The following is a 16,557-nucleotide window of genomic DNA, read 5'->3' as shown; positions in this document are numbered from 1 at the left end:
CGTCGGCATCCTCCACGGCTGCCTACGCCACCGAACTCACTACAACGAACACCAAGCCTGGGCACACCGTCAAACCGGCCCCGAAATCCAAGCCGCTTGACAACCTACGCACCTGGGATGTCTAGCTTCACGCTCGGCGCAAAAGGTTAGCCCAGAATCAACCCCGACGTCGGAACGCCCGTGCCCGCGGTGACGAGCACATGCTCGACATCGGGCACCGGGTTCACTGAGGTGCCCCGCAGCTGCCGCACACCCTCGGCGATGCCGTTCATGCCGTGGATGTATGCCTCACCGAGCTGGCCGCCGTGGGTGTTGATCGGCAGTCGCCCACCGACTTCGATGGCACCGTCCGCGATGAAGTCCTTCGCCTCGCCCCAGCCGCAGAAGCCCAGCTCCTCCAGCTGAATCAGTGTGAAAGGAGTGAAATGGTCGTAGAGCACCGCGGTTTGGATGTCGGTGGGTCGCAACCCGGACTGCTGCCACAGCTGACGGCCGACCAGACCCATCTCCGGCAGGCCGTGGAGCTCAGGTCGGTAGTAGCTGACCATCGTGTACTGGTCGGGGCTGGAACCCTGTGCCGCGGCGTCGATGACCGCAGGCCGGTGCTTGAGGTCGCGGGCCCGCTCTGTCGACGTCACGACGATCGCGACGGCGCCGTCGGTTTCCTGGCAGCAGTCCAGCAACCGCAACGGCTCAGCGATCCACCGCGAATTCTGGTGCTCGTCAATGCTTATCGGTTTCTCGTAAAAGTATGCCTTCGGGTTGTTGGCCGCGTGTTTGCGGTCGGCCACCGAGATGGCGCCGAAGTCCCGGCTGATGGCCCCGGACAGGTGCATGTACCGCTTGGCGATCATCGCGACCTGCGCGGCCGGTGTGCTCAGCCCGTGCGGATAGGAGAACGAGTTGTCCACGCCGGTGGAGTCGGCGTTCTCAGTCAGCCGGCTTTGCACCTGGCCGAAGCGCATGCCGGAGCGTTCGTTGAACGCCCGGTAGGCGACCACAACATCGGCCACCCCGGTGGCGACGGCCATCGCGGCCTGCTGAATGATCGCGCAGGCGGCGCCCCCGCCGTAGTGGATCTTCGAAAAGAATTTCAGCTCACCGATTCCCGCAGCGCGAGCCACCGCGACTTCGGTGTTGGTGTCCATCGTGAACGTCGTCAACCCGTCGACGTCGCCGGCCGTCAGCCCGGCGTCGTCCAGCGCGTCCTGCACCGCCTCGGCCGCCAACCGCAGCTCGCTGCGACCGGAGTTCTTGGAGAAGTCGGTGGCACCGATGCCGACAATCGCAGCTTTCCCCGACAGCATCAGGCCGCGCCCACGGTCAGGGTGACGGTGGCGATGACGTGATCGCCGAGGCTGTTGCGCCCGAACACTTCCACGGCGATCCGACCGTCGTCGACCGCGGTCACCTCCCCGGAGAACGTCACAGTGTCGTAGGCGTACCACGGCACACCCAGCCGCAGGCCGATAGCCTTGATGATCGCGGACGGTCCCGCCCAATCGGTGACGTAGCGCTCGACCAGGCCGGTGTCGGTCAAGATATTCACGAAGATGTCTTTGGACCCCTTGGCCTGCGCCTTGTCCCGGTCGTGGTGCACGTCCTGGAAGTCCCGAGTCGCCAGCGCCGTCGAGACGATGAACGTCGGATCACCAAAAAGCGAGAGCCTCGGCAGCACTGTGCCCACTTCGACAACCGGCGCGCTCATGCGTCCGGCTCCCACGCGTACAGTGTCCACGCCGGCCCCGCGTCACTTTCCGGGAAGTCAAGATAGGTTGCGCGCACCCTCAATCCGATCTGCACCGCCGCGGGATCGACATTGCGCAGTTCGCCGAGCATGCGCACTCCTTCTTCCAGTTCGACGAGCGCGATGACGAACGGCAGGGTGCGACCGGGCACCTTCGGCGCGTGGTGTACCACGAAGCTGAAGACGGTGCCTTTACCGCTGGCCACCACGTACTCGGTCGGCGCCTGCTTGTCCTGCCATACCGCCGGCACGGGCGGGTGCTGCAGGCTTCCGTCACCCCGCCGCTGGATGCGCAATTCGTGGGCGTTGACGCCGTCCCAGAAGTATTGGGTGTCCTTCGACGACGACGGACGCATCAACGCCGCCGGGTCGAGGTTGTCGGGTGCCGACGGCTTTTCATTATCCCGTGGCTTGAATTTCAATATGCGCCAGTTCATTTCGGCCACGTCCTCGTCGCCGACCTGCCAGCTGATGTGCTGGTTGATGAAGTAGCCTTCGCCGAGCGCGGTGTGCTTGGGACCGATCACGTCGGTCAGTTCGGCACTGACGCTGACCTCTTCGCCCGGCCGCAGATACCGGTGATAGGTCTGCTCGCAGTTGGTTGCCACCACGCCGACGTAGCCGGCGTCGTCGAACAACGTGATGATGCGACCCAGCGGGTCGTCGTCGGGCCGGACACCGCCGAGCCCCGTCATTGTCCACACCTGAATCATCGCCGGTGGCGCGACGATGCCGGGGTGACCCGCAGCCTGGGCCGCCGCTTCGTCGACATAGACTGGGTTGGCGTCACCCATCGCATCCACCCAGTGGTGAATCATCGGCTGATTCACCGGGTCCCGGCCGACGCGCGGCTTGCTTTTACCTGCTGCCTTGACTTGCTCGACGGCCGCTTGAAAGTCGCCCGCTCCGCTCACCGGGGCACTCTCGGCACCTTGAGACCCGAGGCCGCGATCATCTCTCGCATCACTTCGTTCACGCCCCCGCCGAAGGTGATGACCAGATTTCGCTTCGTCTGGGAGTCGAGCCAGTCGAGCAGCTCGGCGGTGTCCGGCTCGGCGGGATTGCCGTATTTGCCGACGATCTCTTCGGCCAACCGGCCCACATACTGAACCCGTTCGGTGCCAAACACTTTGGTGGCGGCGGCGTCCGCAACGTTGATCTCCTCGCCGGCGGCGGCCACCTGCCAGTTCAGCAACTCATTGATCCGCCAGACCGAGTGGATCTCGCCGAGCGCACGCTTGACGTCGTCGCGGTCGATCGGAGTGACGCCGTCACCGCCCGGCTTGGCAGCCCACTCCCGCACGCGGTCGTAGATGCTCGCGAAGCGGCCGGCCGGGCCGAGCATCACCCGCTCGTTGTTGAGCTGGGTCGTGATCAGCCGCCAACCGCCGTTCTCCTCACCGACCAGCATGTCGGCGGGCACCCGAACGTCGTTGTAGTACGTGGCGTTGGTGTGATGTGCACCGTCGGACAGGATTATCGGCGTCCACGAATAGCCGGCATCCTTGGTGTCGACGATCAGAATGGAAATACCCCTGTGCTTCACGGCTTCCGGGTCGGTGCGACACGCCAACCAGACGTAATCCGCGTCGTGGGCGCCTGTGGTGAAGACCTTCTGTCCGTTGACGATGTACTCGTCACCATGGCGAACCGCCGTCGTCCGCAGCGCGGCCAGATCAGTACCGGCTTCTGGTTCGGTGTAGCCGATCGCGAAATGTACCTCACCGGCCAAGATGGCCGGCAGGAACTTCTTTTTCTGCAATTCGTTGCCGTAGACCTGAAGTGTGGGACCTACGGTCTGCAGCGTCACCGCAGGCAACGGCACGTCGGCCCGGTGCGCCTCGTTGACGAAAATCTGCTGCTCGATCGGGCCGAAGCCGAGGCCGCCGAACTCCTTCGGCCACCCGACACCGAGCTTGCCATCCTGACCCATCCGCCGGATCACCGCCCGGTAGGCTTTGCCGTGCCGGTCAGTCTCCATTTCTTTCGCCTCTTCGGGCGAGATCAGTCCTGAGAAGTATTGCCGCAGTTCGGCTTGCAGCTGCCGCTGTTCCGGTGTCAGGTCGATGAACATAACGCTCCCACCAGCTCGAGACGATGCGACGGCCCACCCAGCAGCCGGGTCAGGTCTTTGATCGTGGAGTAGTACCTCGGCATCGGATAGGTGATGTCCATGCCCATGCCGCCATGTAGGTGGTGGCAGATCTGCATCGCTGGCGGCGCTTGCGATGCGACCCAGAATCCCAGCACGTCGAGGTCGTCGTCGGCGTCTCGACCCTCCGCCAGTCGCCAAGCGGCCGACTTGGCGGCCAAATCGATTGTGCGCGAGGCAATGTAGACTTCCGCCAGTTGGGCTGCCACCGTCTGGAACGTCGATAGTGGTTTGCCGAACTGGTGTCGGTTGGCCACATAGTCGGCCGTCAGCCGCAGCGCTCCCGCCACCAGCCCGTCGGCGTACGCGCCGATCATCGACAGTGCCAACTTGTTGACCCGATCGGCCTCCGCCCCGGTCAACACGTCGCCGTCGGCGACCGCGACATCGGCGAAAGTGACTGTGTACTCGTCGCTTCCGTTTGACGTCGGGGTGCGCACCAACTGCACTCCGTCAGCTTTCGGCGAAACCACGACGACGGCACTGTCCGCGGTGACCAGCAGCCACTGCGCTTGTTCGGCATACGCCACACCGACTTTGGTGCCCGACAGCCGGCCGTGCACGAGCGTCGTTGCGGGCCGGTCGGGCAGCGCGGTGCCCGGCTCGTTCAGCGCTGCGGTCAGCACGCCGCCCTTCCCGACGCCGGCCAGAAAACGGTCCTGTTGCTCCTCGGATGCCAGATCGAGCAGCGGCACCACGCTCAGACCCAGGGTGGCCAGTGCGGGTGTGATGGCGCCGTGGCGACCGATTTCGGTCAGCGCCGTCGCGACCTCGGACAGCCCGACCCCGTCGCCGCCGAGACGTTCCGGCACCGGCAGCGCCGTCACTCCCCCGCTGACCAGCGCGTCCCAGCTCAACTCCCGGTCCATCACCGATGTCACCACATCGGCAACGGCTTGCTGCTCGGTAGTGAGATCGAAGTCCATCGTCGCTTTTGGGCCTGTCACTGAGCGACCGGGCATTTGCCGGTGTAGTCGACCTGCCAGTGCTTAATGCCGTTCAGCCAGCCCGACCGCAGTCGCTCGGGCTGGGCGATCGGCTTCAGGTCGGGCATGTGGTCGGCGACCGCGTTGAAGATCAGGTTGATCGTCATCCGGGCCAGGTTGGCGCCGATGCAGTAGTGCGCACCGGTGCCGCCGAACCCGACGTGCGGATTCGGGTTCCGCAAGATGTCGAACCTGAAGGGGTTTTCGAAGACTTCCTCGTCGAAGTTGGCCGAGCGGTAGAACATGACGACCCGCTGGCCCTTCTTGATCGGCACCCCGGACAGCTCGCAGTCCTCCAGTGCGGTGCGCTGGAACGCGGTGACCGGGGTGGCCCAACGGACGATCTCGTCGGCGGTGGTATCGGGACGTTCCTTCTTGTAGAGCTCCCACTGGTCAGGGTTGTCGGCGAACGCGATCATACCGTGGGTGATGGAGTTGCGCGTGGTCTCGTTGCCGGCGACGGCGAGCATCACCACGAAGAACCCGAATTCGTCGTCGGACAGCTTTTCGCCGTCGATGTCGGCCTGGACGAGCTGAGTGACGATGTCTTCGCCAGGATTATTGGTGCGCTCCTCGGCCATCTTCATCGCGTACATGATCAGCTCAACCGATGAGGTCGCCGGGTCGATGTGCGCGTACTCCGGGTCCTCGTTGCCGGTCATTTCGTTGGACCAGCGGAAGAGCTTGTCGCGGTCTTCCTGGGGAACACCCAGCAGACCGGCGATGGCCTGCAGCGGCAGTTCGCAGGACACCTGCTCGACGAAGTCGCCGGTGCCCGCCGCCGCTGCGGTTTTGGCGATGTTCTGTGCGCGAGCGGCCAGTTCGTCGCTCAGCCGCCCGATGGCGCGCGGGGTGAAACCGCGGGAGATGATCTTGCGCAGCCGGGTGTGGTGCGGGGCGTCCATGTTGAGCATGACGCTGCGCTGCAGGTCGATCTGCTCGCGGGTCATCTCCTGCGGCCACACCGGAATGGCGCAGTCCTGCTGGCTGGAGAAGACGTCGCTGCGCACGGAGATCTCTTTGACGTCCTTGTGCTTGGAGATAGCCCAATAGCCTTTGTCGCCGAACCCACCGGTGCCACCCGGAACGTCGACCCAGAAGATCGGCTCGGACTTGCGCACCTCGGCCAATTCCGCGACGGGTAAGCCCTTGACATTGACGTCCGGATCGAGAAAGTCGAACCCCGGCGGAAGATGGGGGGTAGGCATCAGCGCGCTCCTCCTTACAACGTGTTCTAGTGCCAGTAAAACATGGCTCCACCGCAGACAAAAGGCGCGATGCGTCGTCGCTTGTCAGAGTAATGAAACGTGTTCTAGCCTGGCCGCATGGGTAACCCGGTAATCGTCGCAGCCACCCGCAGCCCCATCGGCAAACGTAACGGCTGGTTGTCGGGGCTTCATGCCACCGAACTGTTGGGCGCTGTGCAGAAGGCTCTGGTCGACGAGGCTGGCATCGACGCCGGCGAGGTCGAACAAGTCATCGGCGGCTGCGTGACGCAGTACGCCGAGCAGTCCAACAACATCAGCCGCACCGCATGGCTGACGGTCGGCCTGCCCGAGCACGTCGGCGCCACCACCGTGGACTGCCAGTGCGGCAGTGGGCAGCAGGCCAACCACCTGGTCGCCGGTTTGATCGCCGCCGGAGCCATCGACACCGGCATCGCGTGCGGCGTCGAGGCGATGAGCCGGGTCGGACTGGGCGCCAACGCGGGCCCCGACCGCAACTGGCGTGCGGAGTCGTGGGACATCGACTTGCCCAACCAGTTCGAGGCGGCCGAGCGAATCGCCAAGCGGCGCGGCATCACTCGCGACGACATCGACTTCTTCGGTTTCCAGTCCCAGCAGCGCGCGAAGCGGGCCTGGGATGAGGGCCGTTTCGACCGGGAGATCTCAGCGCTCGAGGCGCCGGTGCTCGACGAGCAGAAGCAGCCCACCCGCGAGCGTCACTCAGTGAGCCGCGACCAGGGTCTGCGGGACACCACGCTGGAGGGCCTGCGCCAACTGAAGCCGGTGATGGATGGCGGTATTCATACCGCAGGCACCTCGTCGCAGATCTCCGACGGTGCGGCGGCGGTGCTGTGGATGGACGAAGACAAGGCGAAGGCGCTGGGTTTGCGGCCCCGCGCCCGGATCGTCAGCCAGGCGCTGGTGGGCGCGGAGCCCTACTACCACCTCGACGGCCCGGTCCAGTCGACGGCGAAGGTGCTGGAGAAAGCCGGCATGAAAGTCGGTGATATCGACGTCGTCGAGATCAACGAGGCGTTTGCGTCGGTGGTGCTGTCCTGGGCGCGGGTGCACGAGCCCGACATGGAGCGGGTGAACGTCAACGGTGGCGCCATCGCACTCGGTCATCCGGTGGGCAGCACCGGCAGCCGCTTGATCACCACCGCGCTGCACGAGTTGGAGCGCTCTGATCAAAGCACCGCGCTGATCACGATGTGTGCCGGCGGGGCGCTGTCCACCGGCACCATCATCGAGCGGATCTGACCCTCGATGGTCGACCCGTCACCGGGCCCGGGGTCCGCTGCGTCGTCCGGCGGGTCCGTGTCCGACGACGACCGCATCGCGGCCGCCCAGGCGTACATCGATGCTCTGGTCAGCCATGACGGCGATTCGGTTCCGTTCGCGCCCGGTTGCGTCCGTATCGAACAAGGCATCAAAACCGGGTTCTCCGGTAATCATCTGCGCCGCAGTCTGACTCGCGGTCCGCAGTACCGGATCATTCAAGCAGCCACCCAAGCGGAGTACACGGTCACCGGCGACGAAGTACGGGCGGTGTATGACATCGTGACCAAGACCGGCTTCGCCGGGCGACGGGTGGCCGCGCACATCGACGAGACGTTCGTGATACCGCCAACCGACGGCCGGATCCACCACATCACGGTTCGATTACACCCGTTCATTCAGCACCACCGGATTTAGGATCACTGTCATGGCTTCCAAATCACCGCCGCGCTACCTGAATACACCCGTCACCAACTTCATCATCAAGTGGATGTCCCGTGTCAACACCTTCATGTACCGCCGTGGCGGCGGCGAGGGACTCGGCGGCACGTTCGGGAAAGCCCCTGTCGCCCTGCTGACCACCACCGGCCGCAAAACCGGACAGCCCCGGGTGAGCCCGTTATTGTTCCGGCGCGACGGAAACCGGGTCATCCTGGTCGCATCGAAGGGCGGCTCGGAGAAGAACCCGATGTGGTACCTGAACCTCAAAGCCAATCCCAAAGTCCAGGTGCAGATCAAGAAAGAAGTGCTCGACCTGACCGCGCGCGACGCCACCGACGACGAGCGCGCCCACTATTGGCCGCAGTTGGTCAAGATGTACCCGAGCTTCGACGACTATCAGTCCTGGACTGATCGCAGGATTCCGATCGTCATCTGTGACCCCTAGTTGTGTCTCGCCGAGACTTAAGCCAGTGCGAACCGCACCGGCGAGTCGTCACAAAGGTTTAAGTGTCGGGCGTGCGCAGCGGCCAACTAGGCTTAAGACGTGTTCAGACAAGGGGGCATCCGCAATTCACGTTTTCTGGCGCTGACGCTCAAGTACTTTGCCCGCGGCCACATTTGGGTGTATCGCCGCACCAACGGCCACCTCGGCTCGAGGTTGCTGTGGTTTCCCACGGCGCTGCTGACTACCACCGGCCGCAAATCGGGCGAGCCGCGGACCACGCCGACGCTGTATCTGCGCGACGGCGACCGGGTCATCCTGCCGGCGTCCTTCGGTGGCCGCGCCGAGAACCCGGTGTGGTACCTCAACCTCAAAGCCGACCCCGAGGTGGAGGTGCAGATCCGCGGACAGCATCTACGGCTGGTGGCGCGTGACGCCACCGATGGGGAGCGCAAGCGCTATTGGCCGCCGTTGATCAAGATGTATCCGCCCTACCGCGGATATCGCGAAGCCACCGATCGGGTGATCCCGTTGGTGGTCTGCGAACCGGCATAGTCCCTGCGAATTCGCGCAAACGCGCCGGGTATCTGCGATAGCTTGCCCGCATGCGGTTGCGCCACGTCGCTGTCGGCTTGCTGTCGGCCGGCCCGTTGTTCCTCGGATCGGCGACGGCTTGGGCCGACGAGTCGATAACGCTCGACTTCGTGCGGCACGGAGAGTCGGGCGACATGGCGGTGATCAACACGTTGGTGCCCGGACCGTCGCTTACCGAGCTGGGCCGGGGACAGGCATCTGACGTCGCTACGGCGCTGCAGTACAGCGGCATCGACGAGATCTATGCGTCCACGATGATCAGGTCTCAGGAAACCGCGGCGCCATTGGCGGAGCTGCTGGGATTGCCCGTGCACGACCTGCCCGGGCTCAACGAGATCGACGCCGGCATCTTCGAGGGTGCACCCGTCGATGTCGGGAACATCCCGCTCGGCGGCGCGCTGTATCTGCTGGCCCCAGTGCTGTGGACGCTCGGCCTTGACTTCGTGCCGGAGCCGGGCTCCTCCGACTTCGACGGGATGGAGTTCGAAGACCGCGTCAACGGTGCGGTTCAGACGATCTACGACACGACCGTCACGAACGGCGACAGCACCGACGCAGTCTTCTCACACGAGGGAACAATCGCGATCTGGACGTTGATGAACGTCAACAACCCCGATTTCCAGGTCGTCCTCGAGGAGCTGCTGCAGACCGGGGACCTGCTGCCCTACACGGGCACTGTCGAAGTTCAGGGTGATCCCGCGGACGGCTGGACACTGGTCGACTGGGACGGCCAACCAGTCCCCCAGGATCCTGGTCTGGCCACTGACCTGTTCGTCGACGCGCGCGACTTGATCACGGCGCCGCAAATGGCGGCTTACCACATCTGGGAAGCAGTCACCACTGGTGATCCGACGACGATCACCGATGCGATCCAGAACGGCGTCAGCGAAGTCAGCACGGCAACAGCTCAATTTCCGCAAGCGGTGATCGATGACGTCGTCGACGCTTTGCATAGCGCCACTCCGGAGCTCAGCTTGAGCGACCCGGCCAGCGGGCTGCCCATGATCGCAGCCGAGTCGACGGGTGCACTGTCTGCTGAGTTGAGCACTATGGTCGGTGAGATTCTCACGGCCTTCTGACCGCGACCCCTGAGCCAGTGCACGCTCAGGTTCGGGCTAGGAACCCGCTCCGTAGACCGGGACCGGAGGGCGGGACTTGGCGAGCAGATCGCTGACCACCGGGCCCAATTCAGCCGGATACCACTTCGCGCCTTTGTCGACCTGCGGCCCGTGCGCCCAACCCTCGGCGACCCGGATCACACCACCTTCGACCTCGAACACTTTGCCGGTAACGTCGCGGGATTCGGTACTGCCCAGCCACACCACCAACGGCGAGATGTTCTCCGGAGCCATCGCGTCGAACCCCTCGTCGGGCCTGGCCATCATCTCGGCGAAGACGGTTTCGGTCATGCGAGTGCGCGCTGACGGCGCGATGGCGTTGACGGTCACGCCGTAACGGCGCATCTCGGCGGCAGCGACGAGCGTCAGCGCCGCGATGCCGGCCTTCGCCGCGCTGTAGTTGCCCTGCCCGACACTGCCCTGCAATCCGGCACCCGAGCTGGTGTTGATGATCCGTGCGTCAACGGTTTTGCCCTCTTTGGACAGCCCACGCCAGTACGACCCCGCGTGCCGCAGGGTGGCGAAGTGTCCTTTGAGGTGCACCGCGATCACGGCGTCGAACTCGTCCTCGCTGGTGTTGGCGAGCATTCTGTCGCGGACGATGCCGGCGTTGTTGACCAGAACATCCAGACCACCGAATGTGTCGATTGCGGTCGCGACCAGGCTGGCCGCCTGGTTCCAGTCCGCGATGTCGGATCCGTCGGCGACGGCTTCGCCACCGGCGCCGGTGATCTCGTCGACGACGCCTTGCGCCGCGCTGCCGCCGCTCGCCGGCGAACCATCCAGGCCGACGCCGATGTCGTTGACCACGACCCGCGCACCTTCGGCGGCGAATGCGAGGGCATGCGCACGCCCGATGCCTCCGCCCGCTCCGGTAACGATGACCACTCGGCCGTCGACCAAACCCATCTTTGTTGTCTCCTCTACTTGATCGCGCTGGTTGTGGCGAGATAGTGCGGCGGCTCGCCGCCACCGTGCACCTGCAACGCCGCACCGCTGATGTAAGACGCCGCATCCGAAGCCAGAAACGCTGCCGCCCAACCGACGTCGTCGGGGGTGGCCAGCCGGCCCAGCGGCACATTGGCGGAGATCGCGGCGATTGATTCGGCGTCGCCGTAAAACAATTCGGCTTGTTCAGTCTCGACCATTCCCACCACCAGCGCGTTCACCCGCACCTTCGGTGCCCACTCCACCGCCAGAGTCTGGGTAAGGCTTTCGATGCCCGCCTTGGCTGCTCCGTACGCGGCGGTGCCGGGAGTCGGCCGACGGCCACTGACGCTGGTGATGTTGACGATCGACCCGCCGTGCTGTTGGCTTTGCATCTTGGCATTCGCGTGCTGGGAAACCGACAGCGCGCCAAGCAGGTTCAACTCGACGATCTTCCGGTTGAACTTCGCGCTGGAATCGGCGGTCAGCACATAGGGCGAACCTCCGGCATTGTTGACCACCACGTCGAGCTTGCTGTGACGCTCGCAGATCGCGTCGATCATCACCTTGACGGCGTCGTCGTCGCGGATGTCGCACGAATGAAACTCGTAGGGCGAACCCTGCACCGAGCGCCTCGCGCAGGTGACCACGGTGGCGCCCTGCTGCGCGAAGACCGCGCTGATGCCCGCGCCTACCCCTCGAACGCCACCGGTCACCAGTACCACCCGCCCACTGAGTCGGAAGTTGAAGAAGTCGGCTCCGTCGGCGCGAGTCACTGTGTTAGCGTACCAAGCAAGTGCTTGCTTAGGTAACCGACCCTCAGGACGTGCCAATGACGATTACCTCCAAGACCACCGAACCGGGCATAGTCGCGGTCACCGTCGACTTCCCGCCCGTCAACGCCATTCCGTCGCGCGGCTGGTTCGAGCTTGCCGACGCCCTGACCACAGTAGGAAAAGATCCCCAGACGCACGCGGTGATTTTGCGGGCCGAGGGCCGCGGCTTCAACGCCGGCGTAGACATCAAGGAGATGCAGCGGACTGAGGGTTTCACCGCGCTGATCGACGCCAATCGCGGCTGCTTCGCTGCGTTCCGTGCGGTCTACGAATGCGCAGTGCCGGTGATCGCCGCGGTCAACGGATTCTGTGTCGGGGGTGGTATCGGGCTGGTGGGCAATGCGGACGTCATCGTCGCGTCCGACGACGCCACCTTCGGGCTGCCCGAAGTGGAGCGCGGCGCCCTGGGCGCGGCCACTCACCTGTCCCGGCTGGTACCGCAGCATGTGATGCGGCGGTTGTTCTTCACGGCCGCAACTGTCGACGCCGCGACCTTGCACCACTACGGCTCGGTACACGAGGTGGTACCTCGCGACGAGCTTGACGAGGCTGCGATGCGCGTGGCGCGCGACATCGCCTCGAAAGACACCCGAGTGATCCGGGCCGCCAAAGAAGCACTGAACCTTATTGATTTGCAACGGGTTAATTCCAGTTACCGGATGGAGCAGGGTTTCACCTTCGAGCTCAACCTCGCCGGAGTGGCCGACGAGCACCGCGACGCGTTTGTGAAGAAGTCATAGCCGCCGACGACGATGCAGAGCGAAGCGATGAGGAGGAGCGGCGCATAGTGACCGATAAAAGGACTTCTCTGGACGACGCTGTCGCGAATTTGCGCAGTGGTATGACCATCGGGATCGGCGGCTGGGGCTCGCGACGTAAACCGATGGCCTTCATGCGTGCCATTCTGCGTACCGACGTCACTGACCTGACCGTGGTCAGCTACGGCGGACCGGACATCGGGCTGCTGTGCTCGGCGGGCAAGATCAAGCGCGTCTACTACGGATTCGTCTCACTCGACTCGCCGCCGTTCTATGACCCGTGGTTCGCGCGGGCACGCACCAGCGGAGCCGTCGAGGCCCGCGAAATGGACGAGGGCATGCTGCGCTGCGGGCTGCAGGCAGCCGCACAACGGCTGCCCTTCCTGCCGATCCGCGCCGGACTGGGCAGTTCAGTCCCCGACTTCTGGGACGGCGAACTGGGAACGGTCACATCACCGTATCCAGCGCCGGGCGGTGGATACGAGACGCTGATCGCCATGCCGGCGCTACGACTCGACGCCGCGTTCGTGCACCTCAATCTCGGTGACGCGCAGGGCAATGCCGCCTACACGGGCATTGATCCCTACTTCGACGATCTGTTCCTGATGGCCGCCGACAAGCGCTACCTGTCGGTGGAACGTATCGCGTCGACGGATGAGCTTGTCAAGGCGGTGCCGCCGCAGGGGCTGCTGGTGAACCGGATGATGGTCGATGCGGTGGCAGAGGCGTCCGGCGGTGCTCACTTCACCACCGCTGCACCGGATTACGGGCGGGACGAGAAGTTCCAGCGTTTCTACGCTCAGGCTGCCTCCTCTGAGGAGGAGTGGGCGCAGTTCGTGGCGACCTATTTATCCGGCAGCGAAGGCGACTACCAGACGGCGGTGCGGAAATTCGGGGAGGACGCGTGAGCGATTCCGTCAGCCGTGCCGAGGTCTGTGTGACCGCCTGCGCCGAGTTGTTCCGCGACGCGGGCGAAATCATGATCAGCCCGATGACCACGGTGGCGTCGATAGGTGCGCGACTGGCCCGGCTGACCTTCGCCCCGGACATCTTGTTGACCGACGGTGAGGCGCAACTGCTGGCGGACACCCCGGCGTTGGGTGCGTCAGGTGCGATCGAAGGGTGGATGCCGTTCGGCCGGGTATTCGAGACGTTGGCCTGGGGCCGACGACACGTCGTGATGGGCGCGAATCAGGTTGACCGGTACGGCAATCAGAACTTGTCGGCGTTCGGCCCGCTGCAGCATCCGACCCGGCAGATGTTCGGTGTGCGCGGCGCTCCCGGCAACACGGTCAACCACGCGACCAGCTACTGGGTCGGCAACCATTCCAAGCGGGTGTTCAGCGAGACCGTCGACGTGGTCTCCGGGATCGGCTACGACAAGATCGACGCGGACAATCCCGCGTTCCGCTTCGTCAACGTCTACCGGGTGGTGTCCAACCTAGGGGCGTTCGACTTCGGCGGCCCCGAGCACACGATGCGGGCATTGACCCTGCACCCTGGGGTCAGCCCGGACGACGTTCGCGAAGCCACGTCATTTGAGGTGCACGGCCTTTCCGAGGCCGGCCGGACCAGACTGCCCGACACCGACGAATTGCAGCTCATCCGTGCTGTGCTTGACCCGAAAGCTCTGCGCGACAGAGAGGTGCGGGTATGAGGTTGCGCACGCCGCTGACCGAGCTGGTCGGTGTCGAGCACCCGGTGGTGCAGACCGGAATGGGCTGGGTCGCCGGTGCCCGGCTGGTATCGGCCACCGCCAACGCCGGCGGGCTGGGCATCCTGGCGTCAGCGACGATGACCCTCGACGAGTTGGCGACGGCGATCGGGAAGGTCAAGGCCGCCACCGACAAGCCCTTCGGGGTGAACATCCGCGCCGACGCCGCCGATGCACCGGACCGGGTCGAATTGATGATCCGCGAAGGCGTCAAGGTGGCGTCGTTCGCGCTGGCGCCTAAGCAGGAACTGATCAGCCGGCTCAAACAAGCCGGCGCGGTGGTCATTCCGTCGATTGGCGCGGCCAAGCACGCGCGCAAGGTGGCGAGCTGGGGCGCCGACGCCATGATTGTGCAAGGCGGCGAAGGCGGCGGGCACACCGGACCTGTGGCCACGACATTGCTACTGCCGTCGGTGCTGGACGCCATCGCGGGCACCGGCATCCCGGTGATCGCGGCAGGCGGATTCTTCGACGGCCGCGGGCTCGCCGCGGCGTTGTCCTACGGGGCGGCCGGTGTCGCGATGGGTACCAGATTTTTGCTGACGTCGGACTCCACCGTCCCGGATTCTGTCAAACGGCGGTACCTGGAATCTGAACTGAACGGGACTGTCGTCACGACTCGCGTCGACGGTATGCCGCACCGCGTTCTGCGCACCGAGCTGGTGGAGAAGTTGGAAGGCGGGTCGCGCGCAAGAGGCTTCACCGCCGCGGTGCGTAACGCCGCAAAGTTCAAGAAGATGTCCCAGATGAGTTGGCGGTCCATGATCAGCGACGGCCTGGCGATGCGGCACGGCAAGGAAATGACTTGGTCGCAGGTTCTGATGGCGGCGAACACCCCGATGCTGCTCAAAGCCGGCTTGGTTGAGGGCAATACCGGGGCGGGAGTGCTGGCGTCGGGCCAGGTGGCCGGCATCCTCAACGACCTGCCGTCGTGCGCAGAGGTGATCGAGTCGATCGTGCGCGACGCCGTAACGCATCTTCAGGCCGCGACTGCGCTGGTGGAGGAGCGCCCACGCGCCGAAACGTAACTACCGGCCCCGAGCTAGAGCCGCTCGATGATCGTGACGTTGGCGGTGCCGCCGCCCTCGCACATCGTCTGCAACCCGTAGCGACCGCCGGTGCGTTCCAGCTCGTTGAGCATGGTGGTGAACAGCTTGGCGCCGGTGGCACCGAGCGGATGACCGAGCGCGATGGCGCCACCGTTGGGATTGACCCTCTCCGGGTCCGCCTTGATCTCCTTGAGCCAAGCCAGCACCACCGGCGCGAACGCCTCGTTGATCTCGACGACGTCGATGTCTTCGATCGACAGGCCGGTCTTTTCCAGCGCGTAGCGGGTGGCCGGAATCGGACCGGTCAGCATGAATACCGGATCAGCGCCGCGCGCGCTGATGTGGTGGATACGGGCACGCGGGGCCAGCTTGTGGTCCTTGACGGCCTGCTCGGAAGCAAGCAGCACCGCGCTGGCGCCGTCGGAGATCTGGCTGGCCAGCGCCGCCGTCAACCGGCCACCTTCGGACAATGCGGGCAGCCCGGCCATCTTCTCCAGGGTGGTGTCTCGCGGCCCCTCGTCGAGCCGGAAGTCGTCGACCGCGACGATCTCGTTGTCGAAGTGCCCCGCGCGGATCGCCGCCAGCGCCCGCTGGTGGCTCGCCAGAGCGAACCGCTCCATCTCCTCGCGGGACAGATTCCAGCGCTCGGCGATCAATTCCGCACCCCGGAACTGCGAGATCTCCTCGTCACCGTAGCGGTGCTGCCAGCCCTTGGACTCTCCGGTCGGTGAGGTGAAGCCGAGTTGCTTGCCGACCTCCATCGCCGAAGCGATCGGGATCTTGCTCATGTTCTGCACGCCACCGGCGAGGATCACGTCCGCGGTACCCGACAGGATTGCCTGCGCACCGAACGAAATGGCCTGCTGACTGGACCCGCACTGCCGGTCGACGGTGACACCGGGAACTTCTTCCGGGTAACCCGCCGCCAGCCACGCCAGTCGGCCGATGTTGCCCGCCTGGCCGCCGATGGCGTCCACACAGCCGACAATCACGTCGTCGACAGCGGCCGGATCGACATCGAGGCGGTCGAACAGACCGTGGAAGGCCGCGGCACCCAGATCGATCGGGTGCACGCCGGCCAACCCGCCATTGCGCTTGCCGACCGCGGTACGCACAGCGTCGACGACGTAGGCCTCCGTCATTTCAGACTCCTTCTTTTTCGGCGGTGATTCCGCCTAAGACGATGGCGAGATACTGCTCGCCGACCTGCTGAGCGGTCAGCGGACCGCCTGGTTGGTACCAACGCACCGACACCCAGGTGGTATCCCGGATGAAACGGTAGACCAGGT

18 protein-coding genes and 1 pseudogene are annotated in these 16,557 nt (G+C 64.9%); 9 read left to right on the top strand and 10 right to left on the bottom strand.

Annotated features, from left to right (window positions below; genetic code table 11):
* Nucleotides 1-146: 146 nt before the first annotated feature.
* Genes WA317_RS14260 through WA317_RS14235 form a run of 6 tightly spaced genes read right to left on the bottom strand, consistent with a single transcriptional unit; the run spans nt 147 to nt 6,093 of the window.
* On the bottom strand, nt 147-1,307 hold the full coding sequence (locus WA317_RS14260; RefSeq protein ID WP_425173652.1) for a lipid-transfer protein: 1,161 nt from the start codon (nt 1,305-1,307) through the stop codon (nt 147-149).
* On the bottom strand, nt 1,307-1,708 hold the full coding sequence (locus WA317_RS14255) for a MaoC family dehydratase (protein ID WP_425173651.1): 402 nt from the start codon (nt 1,706-1,708) through the stop codon (nt 1,307-1,309). Before WA317_RS14255 ends, WA317_RS14260 begins: the two co-directional genes overlap by 1 nt.
* Nucleotides 1,705-2,661: a bifunctional MaoC family dehydratase N-terminal/OB-fold nucleic acid binding domain-containing protein gene (locus WA317_RS14250; protein ID WP_425173650.1), complete on the bottom strand. Its 957-nt coding sequence runs from the start codon at nt 2,659-2,661 to the stop codon at nt 1,705-1,707. The genes WA317_RS14255 and WA317_RS14250 overlap by 4 nt, the downstream gene beginning before the upstream one ends.
* Entirely contained in the window at nt 2,658-3,821 is a 1,164-nt protein-coding gene (fadE29, locus tag WA317_RS14245) for an acyl-CoA dehydrogenase FadE29 (RefSeq protein ID WP_425173649.1), read from the bottom strand. Before fadE29 ends, WA317_RS14250 begins: the two co-directional genes overlap by 4 nt.
* Complete coding sequence (locus WA317_RS14240) at nt 3,806-4,825, bottom strand: acyl-CoA dehydrogenase family protein (protein WP_425173653.1); 1,020 nt, start codon at nt 4,823-4,825, stop codon at nt 3,806-3,808. Before WA317_RS14240 ends, fadE29 begins: the two co-directional genes overlap by 16 nt.
* Before the next feature lie 17 nt (nt 4,826-4,842).
* Complete coding sequence (locus WA317_RS14235) at nt 4,843-6,093, bottom strand: cytochrome P450 (protein WP_425173648.1); 1,251 nt, start codon at nt 6,091-6,093, stop codon at nt 4,843-4,845.
* A 117-nt stretch (nt 6,094-6,210) separates the two neighbouring features.
* Here WA317_RS14235 and WA317_RS14230 point away from each other — a divergent pair, with 117 nt between their 5' ends.
* The 5 genes from WA317_RS14230 (at nt 6,211) to WA317_RS14210 (ending at nt 9,945) form a co-directional block, all read left to right on the top strand.
* Nucleotides 6,211-7,371, top strand: coding sequence for a steroid 3-ketoacyl-CoA thiolase (locus WA317_RS14230; RefSeq protein ID WP_425173647.1), 1,161 nt, complete (start codon nt 6,211-6,213; stop codon nt 7,369-7,371).
* Between the two features lie 6 nt (nt 7,372-7,377).
* Nucleotides 7,378-7,806 carry a hypothetical protein gene (locus tag WA317_RS14225; RefSeq protein WP_425173646.1) on the top strand — a complete coding sequence of 143 codons (429 nt, stop codon included), beginning with the start codon at nt 7,378-7,380 and terminating at the stop codon, nt 7,804-7,806.
* A gap of 10 nt (nt 7,807-7,816) precedes the next feature.
* Nucleotides 7,817-8,275 carry a nitroreductase family deazaflavin-dependent oxidoreductase gene (locus WA317_RS14220; protein WP_425173645.1) on the top strand — a complete coding sequence of 153 codons (459 nt, stop codon included), beginning with the start codon at nt 7,817-7,819 and terminating at the stop codon, nt 8,273-8,275.
* 99 nt (nt 8,276-8,374) lie between these two features.
* Nucleotides 8,375-8,827: a nitroreductase family deazaflavin-dependent oxidoreductase gene (locus WA317_RS14215; protein ID WP_425173644.1), complete on the top strand. Its 453-nt coding sequence runs from the start codon at nt 8,375-8,377 to the stop codon at nt 8,825-8,827.
* A gap of 50 nt (nt 8,828-8,877) precedes the next feature.
* A complete protein-coding gene (locus tag WA317_RS14210; RefSeq protein WP_425173643.1) occupies nt 8,878-9,945 on the top strand; it encodes a histidine phosphatase family protein in 1,068 nt (355 codons plus the stop codon).
* A 36-nt stretch (nt 9,946-9,981) separates the two neighbouring features.
* On the opposite strand, the gene WA317_RS14205 is transcribed toward WA317_RS14210, so the two are convergent.
* Together WA317_RS14205 and WA317_RS14200 are read right to left on the bottom strand one after the other, a co-directional pair.
* Nucleotides 9,982-10,893, bottom strand: a complete 912-nt coding sequence (locus WA317_RS14205; protein WP_425173642.1) for an SDR family oxidoreductase — start codon at nt 10,891-10,893, stop codon at nt 9,982-9,984.
* Between the two features lie 14 nt (nt 10,894-10,907).
* Nucleotides 10,908-11,687: an SDR family oxidoreductase gene (locus tag WA317_RS14200; RefSeq protein ID WP_425173641.1), complete on the bottom strand. Its 780-nt coding sequence runs from the start codon at nt 11,685-11,687 to the stop codon at nt 10,908-10,910.
* 56 nt (nt 11,688-11,743) lie between these two features.
* Between WA317_RS14200 and echA20 the strand changes: the two genes are divergently transcribed.
* The 4 genes from echA20 to ipdC are packed head-to-tail and all read left to right on the top strand — an operon-like array spanning nt 11,744 to nt 15,247.
* Nucleotides 11,744-12,487: a (7aS)-7a-methyl-1,5-dioxo-2,3,5,6,7,7a-hexahydro-1H-indene-carboxyl-CoA hydrolase gene (gene echA20, locus WA317_RS14195; protein WP_425173640.1), complete on the top strand. Its 744-nt coding sequence runs from the start codon at nt 11,744-11,746 to the stop codon at nt 12,485-12,487.
* A 47-nt stretch (nt 12,488-12,534) separates the two neighbouring features.
* A complete protein-coding gene (gene ipdA / locus WA317_RS14190) occupies nt 12,535-13,413 on the top strand; it encodes a cholesterol ring-cleaving hydrolase subunit IpdA (protein WP_425173639.1) in 879 nt (292 codons plus the stop codon).
* Nucleotides 13,410-14,162: a cholesterol ring-cleaving hydrolase subunit IpdB gene (gene ipdB, locus WA317_RS14185; protein WP_425173638.1), complete on the top strand. Its 753-nt coding sequence runs from the start codon at nt 13,410-13,412 to the stop codon at nt 14,160-14,162. The genes ipdA and ipdB overlap by 4 nt, the downstream gene beginning before the upstream one ends.
* Complete coding sequence (gene ipdC / locus WA317_RS14180) at nt 14,159-15,247, top strand: (3aS,4S,5R,7aS)-5-hydroxy-7a-methyl-1-oxo-octahydro-1H-indene-4-carboxyl-CoA dehydrogenase (protein ID WP_425173637.1); 1,089 nt, start codon at nt 14,159-14,161, stop codon at nt 15,245-15,247. Before ipdB ends, ipdC begins: the two co-directional genes overlap by 4 nt.
* 14 nt (nt 15,248-15,261) lie before the next feature.
* Here the strand turns inward: ipdC and fadA6 are convergent, their stop codons facing one another.
* Nucleotides 15,262-16,410 (bottom strand): steroid 3-ketoacyl-CoA thiolase FadA6, encoded by a 1,149-nt coding sequence (gene fadA6, locus WA317_RS14175; protein ID WP_425173636.1) that lies wholly within the window; start codon nt 16,408-16,410, stop codon nt 15,262-15,264.
* Nucleotide 16,411: 1 nt separating this feature from the next.
* Nucleotides 16,412-16,557 (bottom strand): annotated as a pseudogene (locus WA317_RS14170) (TetR family transcriptional regulator); the annotation flags it as partial.

Origin of the sequence: Mycobacterium sp. (assembly GCF_049802695.1) — a bacterium.
Lineage (GTDB): Bacteria > Actinomycetota > Actinomycetes > Mycobacteriales > Mycobacteriaceae > Mycobacterium.
Note: the sequence above shows the minus strand (reverse complement) of the source record. Positions and strands in the feature narration are given on the sequence as shown.